Origin of the sequence: Streptomyces qaidamensis (genome assembly GCF_001611795.1) — a bacterium.
Classification (GTDB): Bacteria; Actinomycetota; Actinomycetes; order Streptomycetales; family Streptomycetaceae; genus Streptomyces; species Streptomyces qaidamensis.
Window position 1 is genome coordinate 2,288,548 of sequence record NZ_CP015098.1, and the last position, 21,681, is coordinate 2,310,228.

Here is a 21,681-nt window from a genome sequence, read left to right on the forward strand (position 1 = left end):
CAGCATCCGGGGCGCGTTCACGAATTTGCAACACCCGTTCCCACTATCCGGACATGTGACGTCGTGACCTCGGCAGACGGGACCGCCGGCTGCCAATCTCCCGCCATGCATCCTGCCCCGCGCGCCCTGCGCAGCGCTGCCGTCGCCGTCGTCCTCCTCGCCGCCGCCGTGAGCTGCGCCCCGCAGCCGGAGGAGTCGGGTGAGCCGTCGCCGTCCGCCGGGAGCACGTGCGAGAAGGGCGAGTTGGCCACCCGCACCTCGGGCAAGCTGACGATCGCCGACCAGGTGTGCTTCCTGGAGGGCGGCGTGGTGCTGGAGCGCGGCACCGCCGAGCAGGTCTTCGGGGATCCGCGGCAGGAGCGCACGCGGCGCTTCCTGCGGCGGATCGTGGAGGCGGGGAGGCGGGGAGGCTGCAGGAAGCGGGCTGGGCTGTAAGGGGCGCCCGCCCTGGTCGGCGGTCCTTACCCGCAACGGCTCACGCCTCCGCCGTGCCCGACCCCGCCAGCGCCGCGACGCGCTCCACACCGAACACGTACCCCTGCACGCCGCAGCCCGCGATGACCCCGTCGGCACGCAGCGAGACGTACGAGTGGTGCCGGAACGCCTCACGCCGGTGGATGTTGGAAATGTGGACCTCCAGCACCGGCAGACCGTCGCAGGTGTTGAGGGCGTCCAGGATGGCGACGGAGGTGTGCGAGTAGGCACCGGGGTTGATCACGATGCCGCAGTGGTTCAGCCGCGCCTCGTGGATCCAGTCGACCAGCTCGCCCTCGTGGTTGGACTGGCGGAAGTCGACGGTCCCGCCGTGGGCGGCCGCCGCCTTGGCGCACAGGGCCTCGACGTCGGCGAGGGTGTCGGAGCCGTAGATCTCCGGCTGGCGCTGGCCCAGGAGGTTCAGGTTGGGCCCGTTGAGGATCATGATCGGGGCGTGGGCCAGGGTGCGGGGCACAGTTCCTCCGGTCCGTTCAGGGTCGCGCGGCCCGTGGCGGACCGCCGCTCACAGCCGGTCTATCACGGTGCGCGCGCCGATCTCGTCCCGGTGCGCGTTCTCTCTCGCCTCGGTGCGCGCGCCGATCTCGCCCCGGTGCGCGTTCCTTCTCGCCTCGGTGCGCGCGCCGATCTCGTCCCGGTGCGCATTCCCTACGCGGAGACCACCCCTCCCCGGTGTACAGACCGCCCCGCCCGGCGCCGTGGGCCGGTCTATCACGGTGCGCCGGCAGCTCACCGGACCGTAGCCTCCCCGTATGACGAGCCCTAGCAGCCCGGCCTATCCTCCCAAGCCGTCCGCCGGCGACCGCATCGCCGTGATCTCGCCCTCCTCCGGTCTGCCGGGGCTCTTCCCGCTCCCCTACGAGCTGGGCCTGGAGCGGCTGCGCAAGGAGTACGGGCTGGAGCCGGTGGAGTATCCGGCGACCCGCACGATGGGCTCCACGCCCCAGCAGCGGGCCGACGACATCCACGCCGCCTTCTCCGACCCGGGGATCAAGGCCGTCATCGCGTCGATCGGCGGCGACGATCAGATCACCGTGCTGCCGTACCTCGACCGGGAGTTGATCCGCGCCAACCCGAAGCCGTTCTTCGGGATGAGCGACAACACGAACCTGCTCGCGTTCCTGCGCACCTGCGGCATCGTCGCCTTCCACGGCGGGAGCGTGATGTGCGAACTGGGCCGCCCCGGGGCCATGCACCCACAGACCGCCGAGTCCCTGCGGACGGCCCTGTTCACTTCGGGGCCGTACGAGTTGAGGCCCGCCGAGCTGTGGCGTGACATCGACCGGGACTGGGCGGACCCGGCGACGTTCGACGCGGAGCCGGTGACCCGTCCCGGGTCCGGCTGGACCTGGGTGAACCCCGACCGGGTGGTCGAGGGCCGCAGTTGGGGCGGGTGCCTGGAGATCCTCGGGTGGCTGCTGATGGCCGACCGGGAGGTCGCACATGATCTGTCGGAGTACGACGGCGGCGTGCTGCTCCTGGAGACCTCCGAGGACATGCCGAGCGCCACGGAGGTCTTCTCCACCCTGCGGAACATGGGCGAACGCGGGCTGCTGGGGCGCTTCCCGGCCCTGCTCATGGGCCGGCCCAAGACATGGTCCTTCGAGCGGCCCAACTCCCCGCAGGAGGCCGCTCGTTACGCGGCCGACCAGCGGGAAGCCGTCCTGCGCGCCATGCGGACGTACGCCCCCGACACCACGATCGTCTTCGACGTGGACTTCGGGCACACCGATCCACAGCTGGTGATCCCGTACGGGGGAACCGTGCGCGTGGACGGACCGGCCCGGCGCATCACGGTCACGTACTGAGGGCCCCAAGCCCTCCACGCGCCCCCGTAACCGGCGATCACGGTGGGTAGTTGACGCGGCATGCACGACGTACGCACCGTGAGAACACCCTCTATGCCGCGCCTCGCGGCCGCCTCGCTCGCAGGCACGGCCATCGAGTTCTACGACTTCTTCGTCTACGGCACCGCGGCAGCCCTGATCCTGGGGCCGCTGTTCTTCCCGACCTTCTCTCCGGTGGCCGGGACACTGGCCGCTTTCGCCACCTTCGGTGTGGGCTTCGTGGCCCGGCCGCTCGGGTCGGTGCTGTTCGGGCACATCGGGGACCGGCGCGGGCGGCGGCCGGTCCTCGTCGCCTCCCTGCTGCTGACCGGGGCGTCCACGGTCGCGGTCGGCTGCGTACCGACGTACGACTCGATCGGTGTGGTCGCTCCGCTGCTGCTCCTGGTGCTGCGCTTCCTCCAGGGGCTGGGGCTCGGCGGGGAGTGGGGCGGGGCGGTGCTGCTGGCCGTGGAGCACGCGCCGGCCGAACGGCGCGCCCTGTGGTCGAGCTTCCCGCAGGTCGGGCCCGCGCTGGGGTTCCTGCTCGCCAACGGGGTGGTGCTGGGGCTGTCCTCGACGCTGACCGAGGCGCAGTTCGCCGCGTGGGGGTGGCGGGTGCCGTTCTGGGCTGCGGGGGTGCTGGCCGTCGTGGGACTGTGGCTGCGGTCGTCGCTGACGGAGAGTCCCTCCTTCCTCGAGATCGACGACCACGCGCGCGTGCCGCTCGCCGAGGTCGTCCGCGACCACTGGCGGCTCCTCCTGCTGACCGGCGGAGGACTCGCCATCGGCTACGCGATCTTCTACGCCGTGACGACCTGGTCCCTCGCCTACGGGACGGAGCAGCTCGGCGTGAGTCGCAGCGTCATGCTGACCTGCATCATGGGCGCGGTGCTCGTGAAGGGTGCGCTCACCCCGCTGATGGCGCTGCTCGGGGACCGCTATGGCCGGCGGCCGCTGTGTCTCACCGGGTGCGCGGCCGCCGCGCTGTGGATGTTCCCCATGGTCGCGCTGCTCGCCACGGGGGCACCGCTGCCGATGTTCCTCGGCTTCATGGGGGCGATGCTCGCCTTCATCACCATGTTCGCCGTGATCGCCGCGTATCTGCCGGAGCTGTACGAGCCGCGGGTGCGCTGCACCGGTGCCGCCGTCGGCTACAACCTCGGCGGGGTCGTGGGAGGCGCGCTCACACCGATCGTGGCGACGGCGCTGGCCGAGCAGGGCGGGCGGGTGCCGTGGGGCGTGGCCGCGTATCTGACGGCGATCGCGCTGTTGAGCCTCGGGTGCTTCGCGTTGCTGCCGGAGACGCGCCCGGTCCGGGTGGGTGCGGCTGCGGAGGCTCCTGCGGGGTGAGCTGCGCTGCCGGTGCCGTGGCGGCCGGGCGAGCCGGTGTCACGTCGGCCAGGGGTGCCGGTATCGCCTCCGGCCGAGGCTGCCGGTGCCGCGTCCGACCGAGGCTGCCGGTGCCGCGTCGGCTGCCGCAAATGCTTGTGTGAGCATTCGCGCGCGCCTACGGGTTGATCGCCAGCTCCAGGTACGCCGCGAACAGCACCAGGTGGACCCCGCCCTGGAGCGGTGTGGCCCGGCCCGGCACCACGGTCAGCGAGGCGACCACAACGGTCAGGGCGAGCAGCACCATGTGGGTGGCGCCCAGGCCGAGGACCAGGGGGCCGGAGAGCCATAGCGAGGCGAGGGCGACGGCGGGGATGGTCAGGCCGATGCTGGCCATGGCGGAGCCGAGAGCGAGGTTGAGACTGGTCTGCACGCGGTCGCGGCGGGCGGAGCGCAACGCGGCGATGGTCTCCGGGAGCAGCACCAGCAGCGCGATGATCACGCCGACCACGGCCTGGGGCAGCCCGGCTGCCTCCACCCCGGACTCGATGGTCGGCGACACCCCCTTGGCCAGGCCGACCACGCCGACCAGGGCGAGGCACAGCAGTCCCAGACTGGTCAGGGCGGTACGGGCGGTCGGTGCCTCGGCGTGCTCCTCGTCGGTGATCACCTCGCCGTGCCGGGTGATCGGCAGGAAGTAGTCCCGGTGCCGCCGGGTCTGTGTGGTGACGAACAGGCCGTACAGGATGAGCGAGGAGAGCGCCGCGAAGGTCAGCTGGACGGTGGAGAACTCCGGCCCCGGCTTGCTGGTGGTGAAGGTCGGCAGGACCAGGCTGAGGGTGGCGAGGGTCGCGACGGTCGCGAGTGCGGCGCCGGTGCCTTCGGGGTTGAAGACGGCTGTGCCGTGCCGCAGCGAGGCGACCAGCAGACACAGGCCGACGATGCCGTTGCATGTGATCATCACGGCTGCGAAGACCGTGTCCCGGGCCAGTGTCGCGCTCTTGTCCCCGCCGTCGATCATCAGGGTCACGATGAGGGCGACCTCGATGATCGTGACAGCGACGGCGAGCACGAGGGAGCCGAACGGTTCACCGACCCGGTGGGCCACCACTTCGGCGTGATGCACTGCGGCCAGGACGGCGCCCGCGAGGACCAGCGTCACCAGCACGACGATCCCCGCCGGCAGATCACGTCCCCAGGTGAAGACCAGCAGCACGGCCGCGAGCAGGGGAACCAGAGTCGTCCACTGTGCCGTGAGCGGCCTGCGCCGAGCCTTCATGCCGTGATCGTCGCAGACGTGAAGGGGCACCGCACTGCTGCCGCGGGACGCCCCTGGGCCTGTGTCGCGCTACTCGAGGTCACGGGCGTCCACGAGGTCGCCGTTGGTGAACACCCGCTCGTTGAGGGAGAGGGCGTCCAGTCGCTCCGCCATCCGGCTGGTTCCGGGATCGTCGCTGTTGCGCATGGCCTCCTCGAACGATGCGAACTCGATGAGCGCGAGATAGCGGTTGGGCCTGTCCCGGTCCTTCAGGAGCATGCTGTGGGTGGGACCGCCCGTCCGGCCGGCGGAGCGCTGCCCGGCCTCCTCGATCACTTGCTGCATCTCTTCCAGACGATCGGTCTCGAAGTCGATGATCTGCACGAACTTCATGGTGCCTCCAGCCGGCCTCGGCGTTCCGGAAGGGGGAAACGCACCCAGGAACAAGCAAGCACCAGGAGCGGTGGTCGGCAATTCGCCGAGCACCGCTCCTGAGCATGCTTCTCCTTGATCCGATGCGACCGGACGAGGTCAGACGTCGATGCTGTCCTTGGTGACGCCGTCGCTCTTCTCCTGCGCCGCCTCGGCCGCCGCCTGCTTCTTGGAAGCTCGCAGGCTGGTGATCGTGGTGACGATCAGGACGGCGCAGATCACGCCGAGCGAGACCGGAATGCTGATCTCGGGGACGTGCACCCCGGACTCGTGCAGCGCGTGCAGCACCAGCTTCACGCCGATGAAGCCCAGGATGATCGACAGTCCGTAGCTGAGGTGGACCAGCTTCTTGAGCAGGCCGCCGATGAGGAAGTACAGCTGGCGCAGACCCATCAGGGCGAACGCGTTGGCCGTGAAGACGATGTACGGGTCCTGCGTCAGGCCGAAGATCGCGGGGATCGAGTCGAGGGCGAAGAGCACATCGGTGGTGCCGATGGCCAGCATCACGACCAGCATCGGGGTCATGACCCGCTTGCCGTTCTCCTGGATCCACAGCTTGGTGCCGTGGTAGCGGTCGGCCACGCCGAAGCGGCGCTCGGCCGCCTTGAGCAGCTTGTTCTCTTCCCAGTCCTCGTCGGCCTCGTCCGCCCGGGCCTCCTGGATGAGCTTCCAGGCGGTGTAGATGAGGAACGCGCCGAAGATGTAGAACACCCACGCGAAGCTGGCGAGGATCGCCGCACCGGCGGCGATGAAGATCGCTCGCAGGACCAGGGCGATGAGGACACCGATCAGCAGGACACGCTGCTGGTACTGCGACGGCACCGCGAACTTCGCCATGATCAGGACGAAGACGAAGAGGTTGTCGACGCTGAGCGACTTCTCGGTGATGAAGCCGGCGAAGAACTCACCGGCGGGCTGGCCACCGGCGAACAGGAGCAGGCCGAAGCCGAAGAGCGCGGCCAGGACGATCCAGACGATCGTCCAGATCCCGGCTTCCTTGATCGAAACGTCGTGCGGCTTGCGGCCGATGAAGAAGTCGACCGCGATGAGGGCGGCGAGGCCCACGATCGTCAGGACCCATAGGGTCATGGAAACATCCACTGCGCCTCCGGCAGTCGTAACGGCAAATGTCAGCGTCGTCGCTGCCGGAGGTCTCTTCCACCCAAAGATGGGCCGACGCCCCGGGATCTGGCCTGATCCGTATTGACGGGTACGCCGCAGCAGACAGGGAGTACTCCCCTCCGTGCCGTCAACAGTAGCCCAATCACCAAGAACAGGTAAAGCGCTTGGCAAAAGAAAGACCAAAACCCCTGTTCAGAGGGCTTTACGTGAACTTGGTACGGGCGGTGGCCACCTGGGAGAGCACCTGCTGGAGGACCTGACTGCCGGGCGGCACGAGCGACGGCTCGTACGTCCAGGCATGACCGACCCACGGGTCGGCGAGGTGATCGTCGGCCACCGGAGTCAGTCGCAGCAGCGAACGCCACAACGGGTCGAGCAAAGGCCCGTATCCGGAGGACTGCTCACGGTCGGCCACCATCATCAGGTGGACGCCGAAGGCGGGGCCCTCGTCGGCGAGGTAGCGCAGCTGGTTCACGGCCCGGTCGTCGAAACCGTGCGGGAAGTCGTGGACGATCAGGAGCTGCTGGGAGGTGTCGAAACCGGGCGGGAGGGAGTCGGCGGCGCCGCCCCGGACCGCCATCTGCACCAGGTCGACCCGCTGGGTGAGCCGGCCCAGCACGTCCGCCACCCCGGCGGCGCCGAGCGCGGGCGGGGCCGCGAGCACCCCGGTCTGCACGAGGGGCGTCAGCGGCTGTGCCCCCGAGCCGGCCGGGTCGATGACGTGGACGGTGAACTCGCCCGCCGGGTAGACGGCGAGCAGCCGGGCCGCGTGCGCGACCGCCGTCTCCATGGCGAGACGGCTCATGGCGTGGGAGTCGGTGAACGAACCGTCGGACGATCCGGCCGGTCCGCTGTCGATCCACAGGCCGCGCTCCAGCGGCAGCCGGACCAGCATCGGGATGCGGATCCGGTCGGCCTCGGGGAGGTGGAGGTCGCCCAGGCGCAGGGCCATGGGAAGCTCCATCGGCACCCGATAGGCGTGCCACGCCGGGCTGTCCCAGCGGGCGTACGCCGGTGGCAGCGCCGGTTCGACGACGTCGGCCTCGGCGGCGAGCTGGGCGAGGTCCCGGTCGAGGGCCTCCCGCGCCTGGGCGACGAGCTGGGCGTGCCGGGCCCGGGCCGCCTCGCGGGCGGCGTCGCCCTGCCCGCCGATCCGGCTGCGCGGGTCGGAGAGGACCTGCTCCAGCTCCTTGTCCATGCGCGACTCGGCGAAGTCGACGGCGCTGCGGTAGGCGGCGGTGGTGCGGGCCAGGTCCTCGAACATGCCCCACACCTGGTTGTAGAGCCGCTCCTCCATGGACCAGCCGGTCGCGTCGCCCGCGACGGGCCGTGCGGGCTGCCCGGGTGCGGCCGGGGGTGCGGTCGGCGGAGGCGGGGGCGGAGCGGCATTCTGGCGGCGCGGGTGGCTGTAGTCGATGGGGCCGCCGGCCGTGGGCGCGGACGGCTGGGTGACGGCGTCGGAATCCGGGGCGGAGCCGGGATACGACGACTGCTGCGGGGCGGGCTGTCCGGGACCGCCGGGCGTCTGGCCGCCGTACGGCGAAACCGGTGGCACGGAGCCCGGCTGAGGCGCGGTGCCGCCCTGGTCCGGGCCGAGGGCGGGAGCCGCCGCCTGCCGGGAGCGGTCGCCGTCCGCCGTGCGCGGCGAAGGCGCCTGCACCGAGCGGGCCAGCCCCTGGGAGACCGCGTCGTTGATGCTGCCGGCGAGCTGGTGGGCCTGCGGCAGCTGCTGGTCGGTGAGGAGTTCGGCGAGGCCTCCCGCGTAGCCCTGGCCGACGGCGCGCACCTTCCAGGCGCCCTGCCGACGGTAGAGCTCCAGGGCGACGACGGCCGACTCGGCCTCCAGGCCGGTGATGGTGTAGCTGGCGACCTCGCCGCCGTCGAGGCCGGCGACGGCGACGAAGGGGGCCGCCACCGCGCCGAAACGGACCGGCCCCGTCCCTCCGACGGGCAGGGCGAGCAGCACGCTCACCCGGTGGACGGCCTCCGGCACGGCGTCCAGGTCCACCGCGAGACGGTGGTCGGCGGCGGCCTGCCGGGGGACCTCGAGACCCGGCTGGGTGGGCGCACCCGGGTGGGCCACCCATTCCGCGCCGTGGATCAGGCCGTTCTCGTCACCGAGCGCGGCCACGGCCACGATCGGCGTACCGGCCGAGATCCGGATCTCGAGACGGGCCTGGGAGAGCGGGTGGTTCTGCCCCCGCACCAGCTCGGCCGTCATCGCCTTCGTCCCCCATGTGTCGTTGTGCGGAGTCGGGTACTGCCGGCCGGGCCCGCCGGTCCGGGCCCGGGTGCGCTCAGAGCATCGGGATCACAGCACCGGCAGGATCGTCGGCATCAGGTCCTGGAAGGTACGGCCGTTGGCCGGGTTGCCCAGGGCCGTCATCGTCCAGCTCTGGCCCGTGCGGTGGACCTTGGCCATGATCTGGGCCGTGTACTGGCCGCCGCCGGCGAGCGTGTAGCGGGCGAGCTCCTGGCCGTTGGTCTCGTCGACCAGGCGGCAGAACGCGTTCTGCACCTCCTGGAAGGTCTGGCCGGTGAAGGAGTTGACGGTGAAGACGATCTGGTCGATGTGGACCGGGACCCGCGCGAGGTCGACGAGGATCGCCTCGTCGTCGCCGCCCTGGCCGACACCGCCGACGAGGTTGTCACCGGTGTGGCGCACCGAGCCGTCGTCGCTCACCAGGTGGCGGAAGAAGACGACGTCGACCGGCTGCTTGTCCGCGAACAGGACGGCGGAGGCATCGAGGTCGATCTCCCGCGTGCGCGAGCCGAACAGGCCGCGCCGGGGAGCCGCCTGCCAGCCGAGACCCATGCGAACCGCGGTCAGACTGCCACCGTCGTTCTTCTGCAGACTGATGGCCTGACCCTTGGTCATGTTGACGGTCACGCGCTGATTCCCCTCTCGAACGTCCCCTGTTGCCGCGTAGTCGCGGTTGATCAGAACCCTACGCAGGGGCACTGACAGCGACGTACCCCGCTCCGCACTTTGTGTCGGTCTTGCAACACTGCGCGTACGCGGCACGCTGTCAGGCCAGGCCCGCCTCCTTCATCTGGCGCAGTTCCTTCTTCATCTCGGAGACCTCGTCGCGCAGCCGGGCCGCGATCTCGAACTGGAGCTCCGCGGCGGCCGTCCGCATCCGCGCGGTGAGCTCCTCGATCTGCCCGGCCAGTTCGGCCGCGGGGCGGTCGGTCGGCACCGTCTCCTCGGCCTTGCCCCTGCCCTTGGCGGACTTGGCCGCCCCGGCCGCCTTGCCGAGGGAGGGCACGGGTGCCTTGGTGCCTCCGCCGTCCTTCTTCGCCTTGCGGTAGCCCGAGCCGAGCAACTGCTCGGTGTCGATGTCCTCGCGGGCGATCTGAGCGACGATGTCGTTGATCTTCTTGCGCAGCGGCTGGGGGTCGATGCCCCGCTCGGTGTTGTACGCGATCTGCTTCTCGCGGCGCCGGTTGGTCTCCTCGATGGCCTTCTCCATCGCCGGGGTGATCTTGTCGGCGTACATGTGGACCTGGCCGGACACGTTGCGCGCGGCGCGGCCGATGGTCTGGATCAGGGACGTGCCGGAACGCAGGAAGCCTTCCTTGTCGGCGTCCAGGATCGCCACCAGGGACACCTCGGGCAGGTCGAGACCCTCGCGCAGGAGGTTGATGCCGACCAGTACGTCGTACTCGCCGGCGCGCAGTTCACGCAGCAGTTCTACGCGGCGCAGGGTGTCGACGTCGCTGTGCAGATAGCGGACCTGGATGCCCAGCTCCAGGAAGTAGTCCGTGAGGTCCTCGGCCATCTTCTTGGTGAGCGTGGTGACCAGGACGCGCTCGTCCTTCTCGGTGCGCTGCCGGATCTCGTGCACCAGGTCGTCGATCTGGCCCTCGGTGGGCTTGACGACGCCCTCCGGGTCGACGAGGCCGGTGGGGCGGATGATCTGCTCGACGAAGCCGTCCGAGCGGGACATCTCGTACTTCCCGGGGGTGGCCGACAGGTAGACCGTCTGACCTGTGCGCTCCTGGAACTCCTCCCACTTCAGGGGGCGGTTGTCCAGGGCGGAGGGCAGCCGGAAGCCGTGGTCGACGAGGGTGCGCTTACGGGAGGCGTCGCCCTCGTACATGGCGCCGATCTGCGGGACGGTGACGTGCGACTCGTCGATGACGAGGAGGAAGTCGTCCGGGAAGTAGTCCAGCAGGGTGTTCGGCGGGGAGCCGGGCGAGCGGCCGTCGAAGTGCATCGAGTAGTTCTCGACGCCGGAGCAGCTGCCGATCTGGCGGAGCATCTCGATGTCGTACGTGGTGCGCATGCGCAGGCGCTGGGCCTCCAGCAGCTTGCCTTGCTTCTCCAGCTCCGTGAGGCGCTCGGCCAGCTCCTTCTCGATGTCGTTGACGGCCCGCTCCAGACGCTCGGGGCCGGCGACGTAGTGGGAGGCCGGGAAGACGTAGAGGTGCTCGTCGTCGCTGATGATCTCGCCGGTGAGCGGGTGCAGGGTGGACAGCGCCTCGATCTCGTCGCCGAACATCTCGATGCGGACGGCCAGCTCCTCGTAGACCGGGAAGATCTCGATGGTGTCGCCGCGGACGCGGAAGGTGCCGCGGGTGAAGGCCATGTCGTTGCGCGTGTACTGGATGTCCACGAAACGGCGCAGCAGCTCGTCGCGGTCGATCTCCGCGCCGACGCGGAGGGGGACCATGCGGTCCACGTACTCCTGCGGGGTGCCCAGGCCGTAGATGCAGGAGACCGAGGCGACCACGACGACGTCGCGGCGGGTGAGCAGCGAGTTGGTCGCGGAGTGGCGCAGGCGCTCGACCTCCTCGTTGATCGAGGAGTCCTTCTCGATGTAGGTGTCCGACTGCGGGACGTACGCCTCGGGCTGGTAGTAGTCGTAGTACGACACGAAGTACTCGACGGCGTTGTTCGGGAGCAGCTCGCGGAACTCGTTCGCCAGCTGGGCGGCCAGCGTCTTGTTCGGCGCCATCACGAGGGTGGGGCGCTGGAGCTTCTCGATCATCCACGCGGTGGTGGCGGACTTGCCGGTGCCGGTCGCGCCGAGCAGCACGACGTCCTTCTCACCCGCCTGGATGCGCCGGGCGAGGTCGGCGATGGCCGTCGGCTGGTCGCCGTTCGGCTGGTAGGGGCTGACGACCTCGAAGGGCGCCACCGTGCGTTCGATCTTTGAAACGGGCCGCATGGGATCCACCGTACGACCCCGCACTGACAACTGGCTCTGATCAGCGATTCTGCGGGGTGCGGGACCCCCGGTGCTCCACGGTGCGGCGGGGGCGGAACCGCAGGCGGTGGGCGGAGTGGCGGACGTCATCGTGGGCGGGGATGCCGGGCTTCTGCTCGACGGGGACGACGGTGGGTTTCCCCATGACCATCAGCGGGTCGAACATCACCACGACGCCCGCGAGGAGCAGGAAGGCGAGGGGGCCGATCAGCATGGGCGCGAGCAGGGCCGCGGGCGACTCTCCCGAAGCGGGTTCGGCCGTGCCGTGCAGATGGACGCTGAGGGCGGCCATGCCGGTGTAGTGCATGCCGCTGACGGCGAGGCCCATGACCATGCTGGCGCCCACGCTCCACAGGAAGCCCCTGACCTGGCCGGCGGCCCACAGGGCAGCGGTGGCGGCGCCCATGGCGATGGCGACGGAGATGCCGACGGTGACGGTGTTGTACTCCAGCTTTCCGTCCAGGCTCATGCTGGCCATGCCGAGGTAGTGCATCGACGCGATGCCGAGGCCCGTGATGGTGCCGCCGGTGAACAGGGCCGTACCGCGGGCCCCCTTGTAGCCGACGATGAAGATCCCGACACCCACCATGACGATCGCGACGGCCAGGCTCGCGAAGGTCATCGCCTTGTCGTAGTGGATCGGGGTCCCGCGGACCGTGAATCCCATCATCGCGACGAAGTGCATGGTCCATATGCCGGAGCCGATGGCGGCGGAGCCGAGCGCGAGCCAGCCGGGGCGCCAGGAGTGGGAGACGAGCATCGATCTGGTGGTGCAGCGCAAACCCAGAGCGCCGCCGAGGCAGGCCATGAAGTAGGCCACGAGGGGTGTGACCAGGCCATAGCTGAATCCGTCGATCGTGCCCTGCATGCGCGGCTGCCCTTCCCGCCCGTGTACGTCCCGGTATTCCTGATGTGCGCCCCCTCCCAGGACCGCACGAGCGGTCAGGGTTGACGCAGAGAGTATGACCCCCACCGGAATGGTCGAACGACTTTCCGGCAAAGAAACACGCCCCTGCCGCAGTTGTGCGGTACCAGTGAGCGGAGTTGGGTGATCTCCGTTCAACGTGTGGCCATCCCGCACCCCTCTCGCGTTGACCCTCTGCTGTCACAGTTGTGCTGTCTGTGATGTCGCCGATCGCTCGTCGCGAGGAGTACGCATGCACGCGCGCGCTGTTGCCGCCTCTACCACCGCACTCCTGGGGACCGCCGCGCTGCTGTTCCCCGCCTCCCCCGCGCGGGCTGCGGGAACCAGCACGTCGCCGCTGGTCATCGCGCACCGGGGGGCCTCCGCGTACGCGCCCGAGAACACCCTGGCCGCCGTGGACAGAGCGGCGGAACTGGGCATCCGCTGGGTGGAGAACGACGTGCAGCGGACCAGGGACGGCGAGCTGGTCGTCCTCCACGACGACAACCTGCGGCGCACCACCGACGCCGAGGAGGTCTTCCCCGGCCGGGCTCCCTGGAAGGTGAAGGACTTCACCGCCGCGGAGATCGCCCGGCTGGACGCGGGCAGCTGGTTCGGACCCGCGTACGCGGGCGCGCGCGTGCCGACGCTGGAGCAGTTCGTGCACCGCTTGGAGCGGCATCACCAGAAGCTTCTCCTGGAGATCAAGAACCCGGAGCTGTACCCCGGCATCGAGCGGCAGACGCTGAAGGTCCTCAGCAACGAGGGCTGGCTCGACCGGTCGCATCTGGCGGGCCGGCTGATCGTGCAGAGCTTCAGCGCGGACAGCGTGCGGACCGTGCACGAGCTGAAGCCGGGCGTGAAGACGGGCCTCCTGGGGGCCCCGCCGGTGTCGGCCTTGCTCGACGTCGCCGAGTTCGCCGACCAGATCAACCCCTCGTACGGCTCGCTCTCCCCGGCGTACGTGTCGTCGGTGCAGGCGTTCGACGGACCGCACGGCCGCCGGCTGGAGGTCTTCGCCTGGACGGTCGACGACGCGAGGACGGCCCGACGGATCGCCGGGTACGGGGTGGACGGGATCATCACGAACAGGCCTGATGTGGTGCGGAAGGCCGTGGGCGGCTGATCCCGCACGCCGGGCGGGCGGCGCTGTCAGTGGCGGGTCCTACTGTGGGGCGCATGGACAGCCAAGGGCAGGTCGAGCCGCGGGTGGTGTGGGCGGTCGTCGAGAGCGGGATCGGGCCGTTGCTGCTGGCCGCGAGCCGGGAGGGCCTGGTCAACGTCGTGTTCCACGCCACGGACGCGGTGCGGGACCGGGCGGTCGAGCGGCTGGCGTCGCGGCTGGGCACCGAGCCCGTCGAGGCGCCCGGCTCCCCGCTGCTGGCCGAGGCGATACGCCAGGTCGAGGCGTACTTCGCGGGTGAACGACGCGACTTCGACCTGCCGCTCGACTGGTCGCTGATCTCCGGCTTCAACCGGGAGGTCCTGCGCGCACTGGCCTCGGGCGTGCCCTACGGCACGGTCGTCGGGTACGGCGACCTGGCCGGGCGGGTCGGCCAGCCGGGCGCCGCCCAGGCCGTGGGTATGGCGATGGGCGCCAATCCGATGCCGGTCGTGGTGCCCTGTCACCGGGTCGTCGAGAGCGGCGGCGGCATCGGCGGCTTCGGCGGCGGCCTGGAGACCAAGCGGAGGCTGCTCGCCTTGGAGGGGGTGCTTCCCGAGCCGCTCTTCTGATGCTGCGACCCACGGCCCCGTCAGTCGCCGGGCAGGGCCGGGCCGGGGCCGTCATGGTGCCTGGCCTGGCCAGTTGTGCTGCCGGGCCTGGTCAGTTGTGGTGCCTGGCCTGGCCAGTTGTGCTGCCGGGCCTGGTCAGTTGTGGTGCCGGGCCTGGTCAGTCGTAATGCCTGGCTTCGAAGACGTTGCCGTCCGGATCGCGGAAGTAGAAGCTGCGCGTGGCCTTGCCCCGGGCTCCGAAGGAGCCGTGAGCGAGGTCGGACATCGGTACGGAGCGTTCCGCCAGCCGGCCCAGGAGGGCGTCGAAGTCGCCGCGAGGCAGCGACAGGCAGACGTGGTTGACCGGGTGTCCCGCACTGTCGGCGGAGCCGGGCAGCATCCTCATGCGCTCCGCGAAGCTCAGCGGCATGAGGTCGAGGATGGTCTCGTCGTTGACCCGCACGGACGGGAACGGCACCTCACCCGCAGCGAATTCCGCGAGCCTGACGGCCTCCATGCCGACGGCCTTGACGTAGAAGTCGGCGGCGGCGAGCGGGTCGCGCACCCAGAGGACGACGTGGTCGAGACGCGGTATGTGATCCGTCATGCACTCCAGGTTCGTGACGACGCCGTCGGCCCGCAAGGGTTTGGCCCGGCGCGCCGCCCGCCAGAGATGAGGGAGGGGAACGACTGACCGACCGACAGGAGGCGGGCGCGTGGTGCTGGTGGTGTCCGAGGAAGTGCGGGAAGCGATCGACGCGCGCCGACCGGTCGTGGCCCTGGAGTCCACGATCATCGCCCACGGGCTGCCGCGACCGCGCAATCTCCAGGTCGCGCTGGAGCTGGAGACGGCCGTGCGGCAGGAGGGCGCGGTGCCCGCCACGATCGCCGTGCTGGACGGGCGTCCTCATGTGGGCCTGGACAAGGAGCAGCTGGAACGCGTCGCGAACGAGGACGGAATCCGCAAACTCGGCCACCGCGACCTGTCACTCGCGGTGGCGTCGGGGGCGAGCGGCGCGACCACGGTGTCGGCGACCGCGCTGCTGGCGGCACTGACGGGTGTGCGGGTCTTCGCGACGGGTGGGCTCGGCGGGGTGCACCGGGAGTGGACGGTGACGCAGGACGAGTCGGCCGACCTGGGGCTGCTGGCTGGCACGCGCATCACGGTGGTGTGTGCCGGGGTGAAGTCGATCCTGGACGTGCCGGCGACGCTGCAGCGGCTGGAGACGCTGGGTGTCGCGGTGGCCGGCTACGGCACGGACCGGTTCCCCGGCTTCTACCTCTCCGACTCGGGGCATCCGGTGGACTGGACGCTGGGGACGCCGGAGCAGGTGGCGGACGTCATGGTGGCCCAGGACGCACTCGGCGGGCCGGAGTCGGCACTGATCGTCGCCAACCCCGTCCCCGAGGAGGAGCAGCTCGATCCGGACCTGCACGCACGCGTGCTCGCGGACGCACTGCACGCCTGTGAGGAGCAGGGAATCACCGGCCAGGCGGTCACGCCCTTCCTGCTCGACTATCTGGTGCGGCACACGGACGGCGCCTCCCTGAGCGCCAACCTGGCGGCGGTCCGCGGCAACGTACGCCTGGCGGCCCGGATCGCGGCGGCCTGGGCTCGGGGATGACGGCGGCCGGCGGGACCGGACGGGGAGGGGGAACGGGCCCGGAGGGAACGGACTCACCGGGCACGGGCTCCGCGGACACGGGCTCCGCGGGCACGGACTCCGCGGTGGCCCGCGGTTTGCTGGTCGTCGGGGACGTCATCACGGATGTCGTCGCGCGGCACACAGGGCCGCTCGCGGCCGGCACGGACACGACTGCGTCGATCCGGACGGTGGCGGGCGGTGCGGGCGCCAACGTGGCGTGCTGGGCAGCCCGCCGGGGAGCGGCGGACGTACGACTGCTCGGGCGGGTCGGGACGGATGGGGCTGCTTGGCACGAGCGGGAGTTGGTCGTCCACGGGGTGCGGCCGCAGCTCGTCGTCGACCCGCTGGTGCCGACCGGCACGGTGATCTGCATGGTCGACGGGGGCGCTGCGGCGGAGCGGACGTTCCTCACCGACAGCGGCGCGTCGGGGCGGCTCGGGCCCTCCGACTGGTCGGACGCGCTGCTCGACGGCGTGGACCGGCTGCACCTGTCGGGCTACCTCCTGTTCTCCGAGTCGAGCCGGGCTCTGGTGGCTGTTGCCCTGAAAGCCGCCCGCGCGCGTGGAGTGCCGTTGAGTCTTGACCCGGCTTCTGCCGGCTTCCTCGCGGAGCTGGGTGCCGAGCGGTTCCTGGCGCTGGTCGAGGGCGTGAACGTGCTGCTGCCCAGCCGGGACGAGGCGTGCCTGCTGACCGGGCTGGCGGACGCGGCCGAGGCGGCGGCCGAACTGAGCCTGCGCGTGCCGCTGGTCGTCGTCAAGCAGGGGCACGAGGGAGCAGTCGTGGCCCGCTCGGGGAAGGTACGCGCCCGCGTTCCGGCCGCACCGGCGACGCCACGGGACACGACCGGCGCCGGTGATGCCTTCACCGGCGCGTTCCTCGCCGCCCTGCTCGCGGGTGCCGGCCCGGAGGATGCCGCGGCGGAGGGCTGCCGGGCGGGCGCGCGAGCGGTGGAGCAGGTGGGCGGCAGACCACCCCTGCCCGGCTGACCACCCCGGGCCCGGCTGACCACCCCTGCCGCTCCCTCGCTACTGCTTCCGCCCCCACGCCGAGATCATCGGCGCCGTCGTCAGATCGAGCGCACCGGACGTGACGTTCCCGAGGTGCCGGTCGATCTCCTGGTCCGTGGCGAGGCCTGCCGTGACGAGCTGGTCGCGGATCTGCCGGATCGTGACGGACTCCAGGGCCGCACAAGCCGGCGAGGTGAGGGGGAAGTAGGCGTCGGCCTGGACCCGGGCCAGTCCGGCCTCCCGGAGCAGTCGCGGCAGGGTGCGGCCGCACGGCAGGTCGGTCCCGCGATCGGCGAGCAGACTGCGGAAGCCCTGCCGCAGCCGGTTCGCGAGCTGCTGATCGGGGCCGTACTCGTCGGGGCAGGGCAGAGGCTGAAGGGAGGGGTCGGCGTCCTCGACAAGGAGGCGGCCGCCGGGGCGCAGTGCCTGGACCATGGACCGCAACGCCCGTTCCCGGTCGCTCACATGGACGAGGGCGAGGCGGGCGTGCACCAGGTCGAAGCCCTCCCCCGGCGGCTCCTTGGCGCCGAGCTCGTGGGCCCTGACCTCGACGGGTGGCCGGGCTGCGGAGGCGAGCCGTGAGGTGTCGGTGTCGGTCGCGACGACGCGTCCGGTCGGGCCGACCTTCTTCGCCAGCCAGGACACCACGGTGGTACCGGCGCCGACCTCCCAGCACCGCCAGCCGGATCCGACGCCGAGCGCTTCGAGGTGCCGGAACGTCGTGGGATCGAAGAGCGCGGCGAAGGCGCTGAAGTGCTCTGCCGCCTCGGTCTGCCGGTTGTCGAGGAGGTACCCGTCGGTTCGCATCATGCCTCGATCATCCCAGTTGTCCGACTTATCCATACCCGGCGACGCTCCGGCGGGGAGCCTCGCTTCCGCACGGAGACCCTGCTTCCGCACGAGAACCCTCTGCGGACGCCTCACTGCCCAGAACCGGCCGGCACGGGAATGCGTCGATGCAGCAGGGCCACGAGCCCGGGAGCGGCGTCCGTCCACAGCCGGGAACCAAGCGGAATGAGTCGTTTCCACAGGCTTACCCGCAGCTCACGCAGGCCTGGCAGACTGGCGCGGCAAGGCGCAGGAACGGCGCGAGAGGTTCCACGCAAGGAGATCCGGATGTCCATGGCAGGGAATCTGCGGAAGGTCACGAGCCTCGGTGGCGTCGGCGGCCTTCGCAAGGTGGCCCGGCTGGCCCGGCGGCGCCCGCGCGTCGACCTGAGCCACCCCGCCCGGTCCCCGCTGGGCTCCTCGGTGGTGAACTGCGTGACGTACCGGGACGGCGTCCGCACCCCCGCGCGCGGCGATCTGGTGGACACCGTGCAGTGGGTGCGCAAGAGCCGGGAGGGCTTCGTCTGGCTCGGTCTGCACGAGCCCACCGACCAGGAGTTCGCGGGCATCGCCGAACTCTTCGATCTGCATCCGCTGGCCGTCGAGGACGCGATCGAGGCGCACCAGCGCCCCAAGCTGGAGCGCTACGGCGAGACGCTCTTCGCGGTGTTCAAGACGGTCTGCTACGTCGAGCACGAGGAACTGACGGCCACCAGCGAGGTGGTCAACACCGGCGAGATCATGCTGTTCGTCGGCGCGGACTTCGTGATCACGGTGCGGCACGGCCGGCACGGCTCGCTCGGCCCGCTGCGCGAGGAGCTGGAGTCCGATCCCGGCCAGCTCGCCAAAGGCCCGTCTGCGGTGCTGCACGCGATCGCGGACCACGTGGTCGACGACTACCTGACCGTCACGGACTCGGTGCAGGGGGACATCGACCAGGTCGAGACGGACGTGTTCTCGGAGTCCGGCGCGCGGACCGACCCGGGGCGCATCTACCAGCTCAAGCGTGAACTGCTGGAACTGAAGCGGGCGGTGGTGCCGCTCAGCCGGCCGCTGGAGGATCTCGCCACCCGGCCGATCCGGGTGGTCGACCCAGAGATACAGGCGTACTTCCGTGACGTCTCGGACCATCTGCTGCGGGCGAAGGAGCAGATCGCCGCCTTCGACGAACTGCTCAACTCCATCCTGCAGGCGCACCTCGCGCAGGTCACGGTCGCGCAGAACGAGGACATGCGGAAGATCACGGCGTGGGCCGCGATCGTCGCCGTGCCGACGATGGTCTGCGGGGTCTACGGCATGAACTTCGACCACATGCCTGAGCTGCACTGGCGGTACGGCTACGGCATGGTGATCGGCGTGATATCCGCGGCGTGTCTTGCCCTGTACCGGGGATTCCGGCGCAGCGGCTGGCTCTGACGCGGGGACCGGCCTCTGATGCGGGGAGTGACCCGCGAAGGGTCTCCGGAGCGCCGGTGGGGTGATCCGCGGGGTCAGTGCATGGCAGTCGTGGCGTAGACGCTCTGCGCCCAGGATGCGATCTGGTCCTTCGCGAGATGCCGGGCCAGGTCGGCTTCGCTGATCATGCCGACCAGGCGCTTGTCCCGGATCACGGGGAGCCTGCGGATCCGGTGCTCCCGCATCTCGCGCAACACCTCGCCGACATCGGCGTCCGCGTCGATCCAGCGGGGCGTTCCCTTGGCCATCTCGCCCGCGGTGACCCGGGCGGGGTCGTGGCCCATGGCGACGCAGCCGACGACGATGTCGCGGTCGGTGAGGATGCCGCAGAGCCGTTCGTTCTCGTCGCTGATGGGCAGGGCGCCGACGTTCAGTTCGCGCATGAGCTGGGCGGCGCGGTCGAGGGTTTCGTGGGCGGGGATCCACTGGGCGCCGCGGTGCATGATGTCTCCGGCGGTGGTCATGGAGTACCTCCCGGTGCCGGACGGCCGGCGCGGCGCAGGACGCACCGCGAGTCCCGGCGCCCCTCATTCTCGCCGGGCCGCCGGATGCCCGCACACGCAAGCGGGCACGGGGACTCCACACACGGAAACCCACCCGGGGACTCCGCACACGGAAGCCCACCCGGGGACTCCGCACACGGAAGTCCGCGCGGGACTCCACACACGGAAGTCCGCGCGGGGAGCCCACACGGAAGCCCTCATGGGAGTCCACACCAAAGCAGGCACGGGAGCCCGCCCAGGCCCAGCCGTCGGCCCGGCTCTCGCCCGGCATCCGCCCGGCGCCCGGACGTCGAGCCCCCTGGCTCAGCCGCTCCACGCCGGGTGGCGCGGATCGTCGGCCCGCACCAGGACGTCCGCTGTCCCCACCGGGTCCGCCTCGTGTTCGTAGCGCTCGAAGGCCGGAAGGGTCCAGAGCTCGGCCTCGGGGGTGCGGCGGCGCAGGGCGCCTGGGGTGAGGAGGACGTGGACGCTCAGATCGAAGGGGAACCAGTGCCGAAGGAGGAAGGGCCCGTGCAGCAACAGCACGCCGCCGGGCGGCAGTTCGACGTAGGGGCTGCGGGTGGCGCGATCGACGGCCGGGTCCCACAGGTCGGGCAGCACGCGGCCGTCCCCGTCGGCTTCGAGCGGGCCGAACACCTCGCGCCACAGGGCGCCGGTGTCGTACCAGCCGTCGTAGTAGGCCTCGACGTCCTGGTGACCGTATTCGAGCCGTACGGAGGCGGGGCGCAGAAAGCCCTGCGTGCCCACGACGAGCGAGGAGCGGCCTCGTATGCGCAGCGCCTCACCGACCCGGTGGGCAAGGTCTCCCGGGCGGGCGGCGGGGGCCCCGTCGATGGCGATGCGCGGCCAGAGGCTGCCGTCGGCGGGCTTCAGGTCGAGCAGGCGCTCGGCGAGCAGGTCGCCGAGCCGTTCCCAGGTGATCGCTTCGAGTCGCACACGGCCCATGATGCGTCAGGCCGGGCAGGAGGCGTCCCGCCCGCCGACCGGGCGGCGCCCCGGGCCGGGCCCCGGCGGGCCCGCCACTCGGGAGGGGCGGCGACCGGATCGCCGGGGTCTGCGGTGGCATGCGTAGTTCGCGCTGCCGTGAGGGGGAATGAACCCCCTATGGTCCCCCGCGCGACGCTCCCGCCTCTCACCGGACTTCTCGTCTTCCAGCCCCTCAAGCGGCGGTACTGCGCCGAGTGCCGCCGAGGACCGCTGCCGCTGCTCGCCCTCGAGGACGGCGCCCCGCGTTGCCTCGACTGCGCCGACCTCGGGCATCTGGTGTTCCTGCCGAGCGGCGACACCGCTCTGACCCGCAGATCGCGGGAGGAGAGCACGCTGTCGGCGGTGGTCGTGCGGTTCAACCGGCGCAAGAGCCGGTACGAACGGCAGGGCGTTCTGGTCGAGGAGGCGGCGCTCGCGCGGGCCGAGCAACGGTGCCTGGCGGACGCCGAGGCGCGACGGCGGCGCCGGGTGCGGGACGCGCGGCGGCGGGAGGCTCAGGACGCCCTGTTCGCGCGGGCGTTCGCGGCGGAGATACTCCGGCTGTTCCCCGGGTGCCCGGCCGCACGGGCGCGGGCCATCGCCCTGCACGCCTCGGAGCGGGGCAGCGGGCGGGTGGGCCGCAGCGCCGCGGGGCGCGCGCTGGCGGAGGGCTCGGTGACCTCGGCGGTCGTGGCGTCGGTACGGCATCTGGACACGCCGTACGACCGGCTGCTGATGAGCGGCGTGCCCAGGCACGAGGCTCGGCGGCGGATCGCGGCGGCGGTGGCGACGGTGCTGCGGGGGTGGACCGAGGCCGGGCTCGGTCCCACGGGGTGACGGACGGGAGAGACCCCGGGTGGCGTGCCGTCATGCCGTCGGCACGGCCGTTCGGCGGCCCGTGGACGTTCGCTTATGGCGCCGCGCCGTTCGGCCATGGTCACTGTGCTCGTACGGGAATTCACTGGTGGCGAGGAAGGGTGCCGGGCG

At 71.0% G+C, this 21,681-nt stretch carries 21 protein-coding genes; 9 read left to right on the forward strand and 12 right to left on the reverse strand.

The features are described 5' to 3' along the window. The first annotated feature begins 105 nt into the window (after positions 1-105). A complete protein-coding gene (locus tag A4E84_RS42125; protein WP_062926213.1) occupies positions 106-435 on the forward strand; it encodes a hypothetical protein in 330 nt (109 codons plus the stop codon). A 40-nt stretch (positions 436-475) separates the two neighbouring features. On the opposite strand, the gene aroQ is transcribed toward A4E84_RS42125, so the two are convergent. Further along, positions 476-949, reverse strand: a complete 474-nt coding sequence (aroQ, locus tag A4E84_RS10020) for a type II 3-dehydroquinate dehydratase (protein ID WP_062926214.1) — start codon at positions 947-949, stop codon at positions 476-478. Between the two features lie 295 nt (positions 950-1,244). Here aroQ and A4E84_RS10030 point away from each other — a divergent pair, with 295 nt between their 5' ends. Both A4E84_RS10030 and A4E84_RS10035 read left to right on the forward strand, forming a co-directional pair. After that, the gene (locus A4E84_RS10030) at positions 1,245-2,300 is read left to right on the forward strand and encodes a S66 family peptidase (protein ID WP_062926216.1); all 1,056 of its coding nucleotides are present in this window, start codon (positions 1,245-1,247) and stop codon (positions 2,298-2,300) included. Positions 2,301-2,393: 93 nt separating this feature from the next. Next, positions 2,394-3,668 (forward strand): MFS transporter, encoded by a 1,275-nt coding sequence (locus A4E84_RS10035; protein WP_062926217.1) that lies wholly within the window; start codon positions 2,394-2,396, stop codon positions 3,666-3,668. A 157-nt stretch (positions 3,669-3,825) separates the two neighbouring features. On the opposite strand, the gene A4E84_RS10040 is transcribed toward A4E84_RS10035, so the two are convergent. The 7 genes from A4E84_RS10040 to A4E84_RS10070 form a co-directional block, all read right to left on the reverse strand. Then, the gene (locus A4E84_RS10040; RefSeq protein WP_062926218.1) at positions 3,826-4,926 is read right to left on the reverse strand and encodes a calcium:cation antiporter; all 1,101 of its coding nucleotides are present in this window, start codon (positions 4,924-4,926) and stop codon (positions 3,826-3,828) included. A 69-nt stretch (positions 4,927-4,995) separates the two neighbouring features. Further along, positions 4,996-5,298, reverse strand: a complete 303-nt coding sequence (locus tag A4E84_RS10045; RefSeq protein WP_062926219.1) for a hypothetical protein — start codon at positions 5,296-5,298, stop codon at positions 4,996-4,998. A gap of 138 nt (positions 5,299-5,436) precedes the next feature. Then, positions 5,437-6,438 (reverse strand): TerC family protein, encoded by a 1,002-nt coding sequence (locus A4E84_RS10050; RefSeq protein WP_107308294.1) that lies wholly within the window; start codon positions 6,436-6,438, stop codon positions 5,437-5,439. A 223-nt stretch (positions 6,439-6,661) separates the two neighbouring features. Further along, positions 6,662-8,680 (reverse strand): TerD family protein, encoded by a 2,019-nt coding sequence (locus tag A4E84_RS10055; RefSeq protein ID WP_062926221.1) that lies wholly within the window; start codon positions 8,678-8,680, stop codon positions 6,662-6,664. 90 nt (positions 8,681-8,770) lie between these two features. Next, on the reverse strand, positions 8,771-9,349 hold the full coding sequence (locus tag A4E84_RS10060) for a TerD family protein (protein WP_062926222.1): 579 nt from the start codon (positions 9,347-9,349) through the stop codon (positions 8,771-8,773). 139 nt (positions 9,350-9,488) lie between these two features. Then, positions 9,489-11,633, reverse strand: a complete 2,145-nt coding sequence (gene uvrB / locus A4E84_RS10065; protein WP_062926223.1) for an excinuclease ABC subunit UvrB — start codon at positions 11,631-11,633, stop codon at positions 9,489-9,491. A gap of 40 nt (positions 11,634-11,673) precedes the next feature. After that, positions 11,674-12,540 (reverse strand): MHYT domain-containing protein, encoded by an 867-nt coding sequence (locus A4E84_RS10070; RefSeq protein WP_062926224.1) that lies wholly within the window; start codon positions 12,538-12,540, stop codon positions 11,674-11,676. 289 nt (positions 12,541-12,829) lie between these two features. Between A4E84_RS10070 and A4E84_RS10075 the strand changes: the two genes are divergently transcribed. Together A4E84_RS10075 and A4E84_RS10080 are read left to right on the forward strand one after the other, a co-directional pair. Then, complete coding sequence (locus A4E84_RS10075) at positions 12,830-13,702, forward strand: glycerophosphodiester phosphodiesterase (RefSeq protein ID WP_062926225.1); 873 nt, start codon at positions 12,830-12,832, stop codon at positions 13,700-13,702. A gap of 53 nt (positions 13,703-13,755) precedes the next feature. After that, on the forward strand, positions 13,756-14,310 hold the full coding sequence (locus A4E84_RS10080; protein ID WP_062926226.1) for a methylated-DNA--[protein]-cysteine S-methyltransferase: 555 nt from the start codon (positions 13,756-13,758) through the stop codon (positions 14,308-14,310). Between the two features lie 157 nt (positions 14,311-14,467). On the opposite strand, the gene A4E84_RS10085 is transcribed toward A4E84_RS10080, so the two are convergent. Next, positions 14,468-14,896, reverse strand: a complete 429-nt coding sequence (locus A4E84_RS10085) for a VOC family protein (RefSeq protein ID WP_062926227.1) — start codon at positions 14,894-14,896, stop codon at positions 14,468-14,470. A gap of 109 nt (positions 14,897-15,005) precedes the next feature. On the opposite strand from A4E84_RS10085, the gene A4E84_RS10090 reads away from it, so the two are divergent. Next, positions 15,006-15,914: a pseudouridine-5'-phosphate glycosidase gene (locus tag A4E84_RS10090; RefSeq protein WP_062926228.1), complete on the forward strand. Its 909-nt coding sequence runs from the start codon at positions 15,006-15,008 to the stop codon at positions 15,912-15,914. A gap of 104 nt (positions 15,915-16,018) precedes the next feature. Then, the gene (locus A4E84_RS10095; RefSeq protein WP_062931383.1) at positions 16,019-16,921 is read left to right on the forward strand and encodes a carbohydrate kinase family protein; all 903 of its coding nucleotides are present in this window, start codon (positions 16,019-16,021) and stop codon (positions 16,919-16,921) included. A gap of 39 nt (positions 16,922-16,960) precedes the next feature. Here the strand turns inward: A4E84_RS10095 and A4E84_RS10100 are convergent, their stop codons facing one another. Next, entirely contained in the window at positions 16,961-17,752 is a 792-nt protein-coding gene (locus A4E84_RS10100; RefSeq protein ID WP_062926229.1) for a methyltransferase, read from the reverse strand. 306 nt (positions 17,753-18,058) lie between these two features. Between A4E84_RS10100 and A4E84_RS10105 the strand changes: the two genes are divergently transcribed. Then, complete coding sequence (locus tag A4E84_RS10105) at positions 18,059-19,186, forward strand: magnesium and cobalt transport protein CorA (protein ID WP_062926230.1); 1,128 nt, start codon at positions 18,059-18,061, stop codon at positions 19,184-19,186. A gap of 74 nt (positions 19,187-19,260) precedes the next feature. On the opposite strand, the gene A4E84_RS10110 is transcribed toward A4E84_RS10105, so the two are convergent. Next, on the reverse strand, positions 19,261-19,689 hold the full coding sequence (locus A4E84_RS10110) for a CBS domain-containing protein (protein WP_062926231.1): 429 nt from the start codon (positions 19,687-19,689) through the stop codon (positions 19,261-19,263). A gap of 342 nt (positions 19,690-20,031) precedes the next feature. Continuing rightward, positions 20,032-20,673: a nucleoside/nucleotide kinase family protein gene (locus tag A4E84_RS10115; RefSeq protein WP_174569416.1), complete on the reverse strand. Its 642-nt coding sequence runs from the start codon at positions 20,671-20,673 to the stop codon at positions 20,032-20,034. 159 nt (positions 20,674-20,832) lie between these two features. Between A4E84_RS10115 and A4E84_RS10120 the strand changes: the two genes are divergently transcribed. Next, a complete protein-coding gene (locus A4E84_RS10120; RefSeq protein ID WP_062926232.1) occupies positions 20,833-21,531 on the forward strand; it encodes a DUF2293 domain-containing protein in 699 nt (232 codons plus the stop codon). The last annotated feature ends 150 nt before the right edge of the window (positions 21,532-21,681 follow it).

Bases quoted from the DNA above. Each gene is read 5' to 3' on its own strand.
- A4E84_RS10075 (WP_062926225.1), top strand. From the start codon at position 12,830: ATGCACGCGCGCGCTGTTGCCGCCTCTACCACCGCACTCCTGGGGACC.
- A4E84_RS10105 (WP_062926230.1), top strand. From the start codon at position 18,059: ATGTCCATGGCAGGGAATCTGCGGAAGGTCACGAGCCTCGGTGGCGTC.
- A4E84_RS10120 (WP_062926232.1), top strand. From the start codon at position 20,833: ATGGTCCCCCGCGCGACGCTCCCGCCTCTCACCGGACTTCTCGTCTTC.
- A4E84_RS10040 (WP_062926218.1), bottom strand. From the start codon at position 4,926: ATGAAGGCTCGGCGCAGGCCGCTCACGGCACAGTGGACGACTCTGGTT.
- A4E84_RS10045 (WP_062926219.1), bottom strand. From the start codon at position 5,298: ATGAAGTTCGTGCAGATCATCGACTTCGAGACCGATCGTCTGGAAGAG.
- A4E84_RS10030 (WP_062926216.1), top strand. From the start codon at position 1,245: ATGACGAGCCCTAGCAGCCCGGCCTATCCTCCCAAGCCGTCCGCCGGC.
- A4E84_RS10070 (WP_062926224.1), bottom strand. From the start codon at position 12,540: ATGCAGGGCACGATCGACGGATTCAGCTATGGCCTGGTCACACCCCTC.
- A4E84_RS10100 (WP_062926229.1), bottom strand. From the start codon at position 17,752: ATGATGCGAACCGACGGGTACCTCCTCGACAACCGGCAGACCGAGGCG.
- A4E84_RS10080 (WP_062926226.1), top strand. From the start codon at position 13,756: ATGGACAGCCAAGGGCAGGTCGAGCCGCGGGTGGTGTGGGCGGTCGTC.
- A4E84_RS10110 (WP_062926231.1), bottom strand. From the start codon at position 19,689: ATGACCACCGCCGGAGACATCATGCACCGCGGCGCCCAGTGGATCCCC.
- A4E84_RS10085 (WP_062926227.1), bottom strand. From the start codon at position 14,896: ATGACGGATCACATACCGCGTCTCGACCACGTCGTCCTCTGGGTGCGC.
- A4E84_RS10035 (WP_062926217.1), top strand. From the start codon at position 2,394: ATGCCGCGCCTCGCGGCCGCCTCGCTCGCAGGCACGGCCATCGAGTTC.
- A4E84_RS10115 (WP_174569416.1), bottom strand. From the start codon at position 20,673: ATGGGCCGTGTGCGACTCGAAGCGATCACCTGGGAACGGCTCGGCGAC.
- A4E84_RS42125 (WP_062926213.1), top strand. From the start codon at position 106: ATGCATCCTGCCCCGCGCGCCCTGCGCAGCGCTGCCGTCGCCGTCGTC.
- uvrB (WP_062926223.1), bottom strand. From the start codon at position 11,633: ATGCGGCCCGTTTCAAAGATCGAACGCACGGTGGCGCCCTTCGAGGTC.
- A4E84_RS10055 (WP_062926221.1), bottom strand. From the start codon at position 8,680: ATGACGGCCGAGCTGGTGCGGGGGCAGAACCACCCGCTCTCCCAGGCC.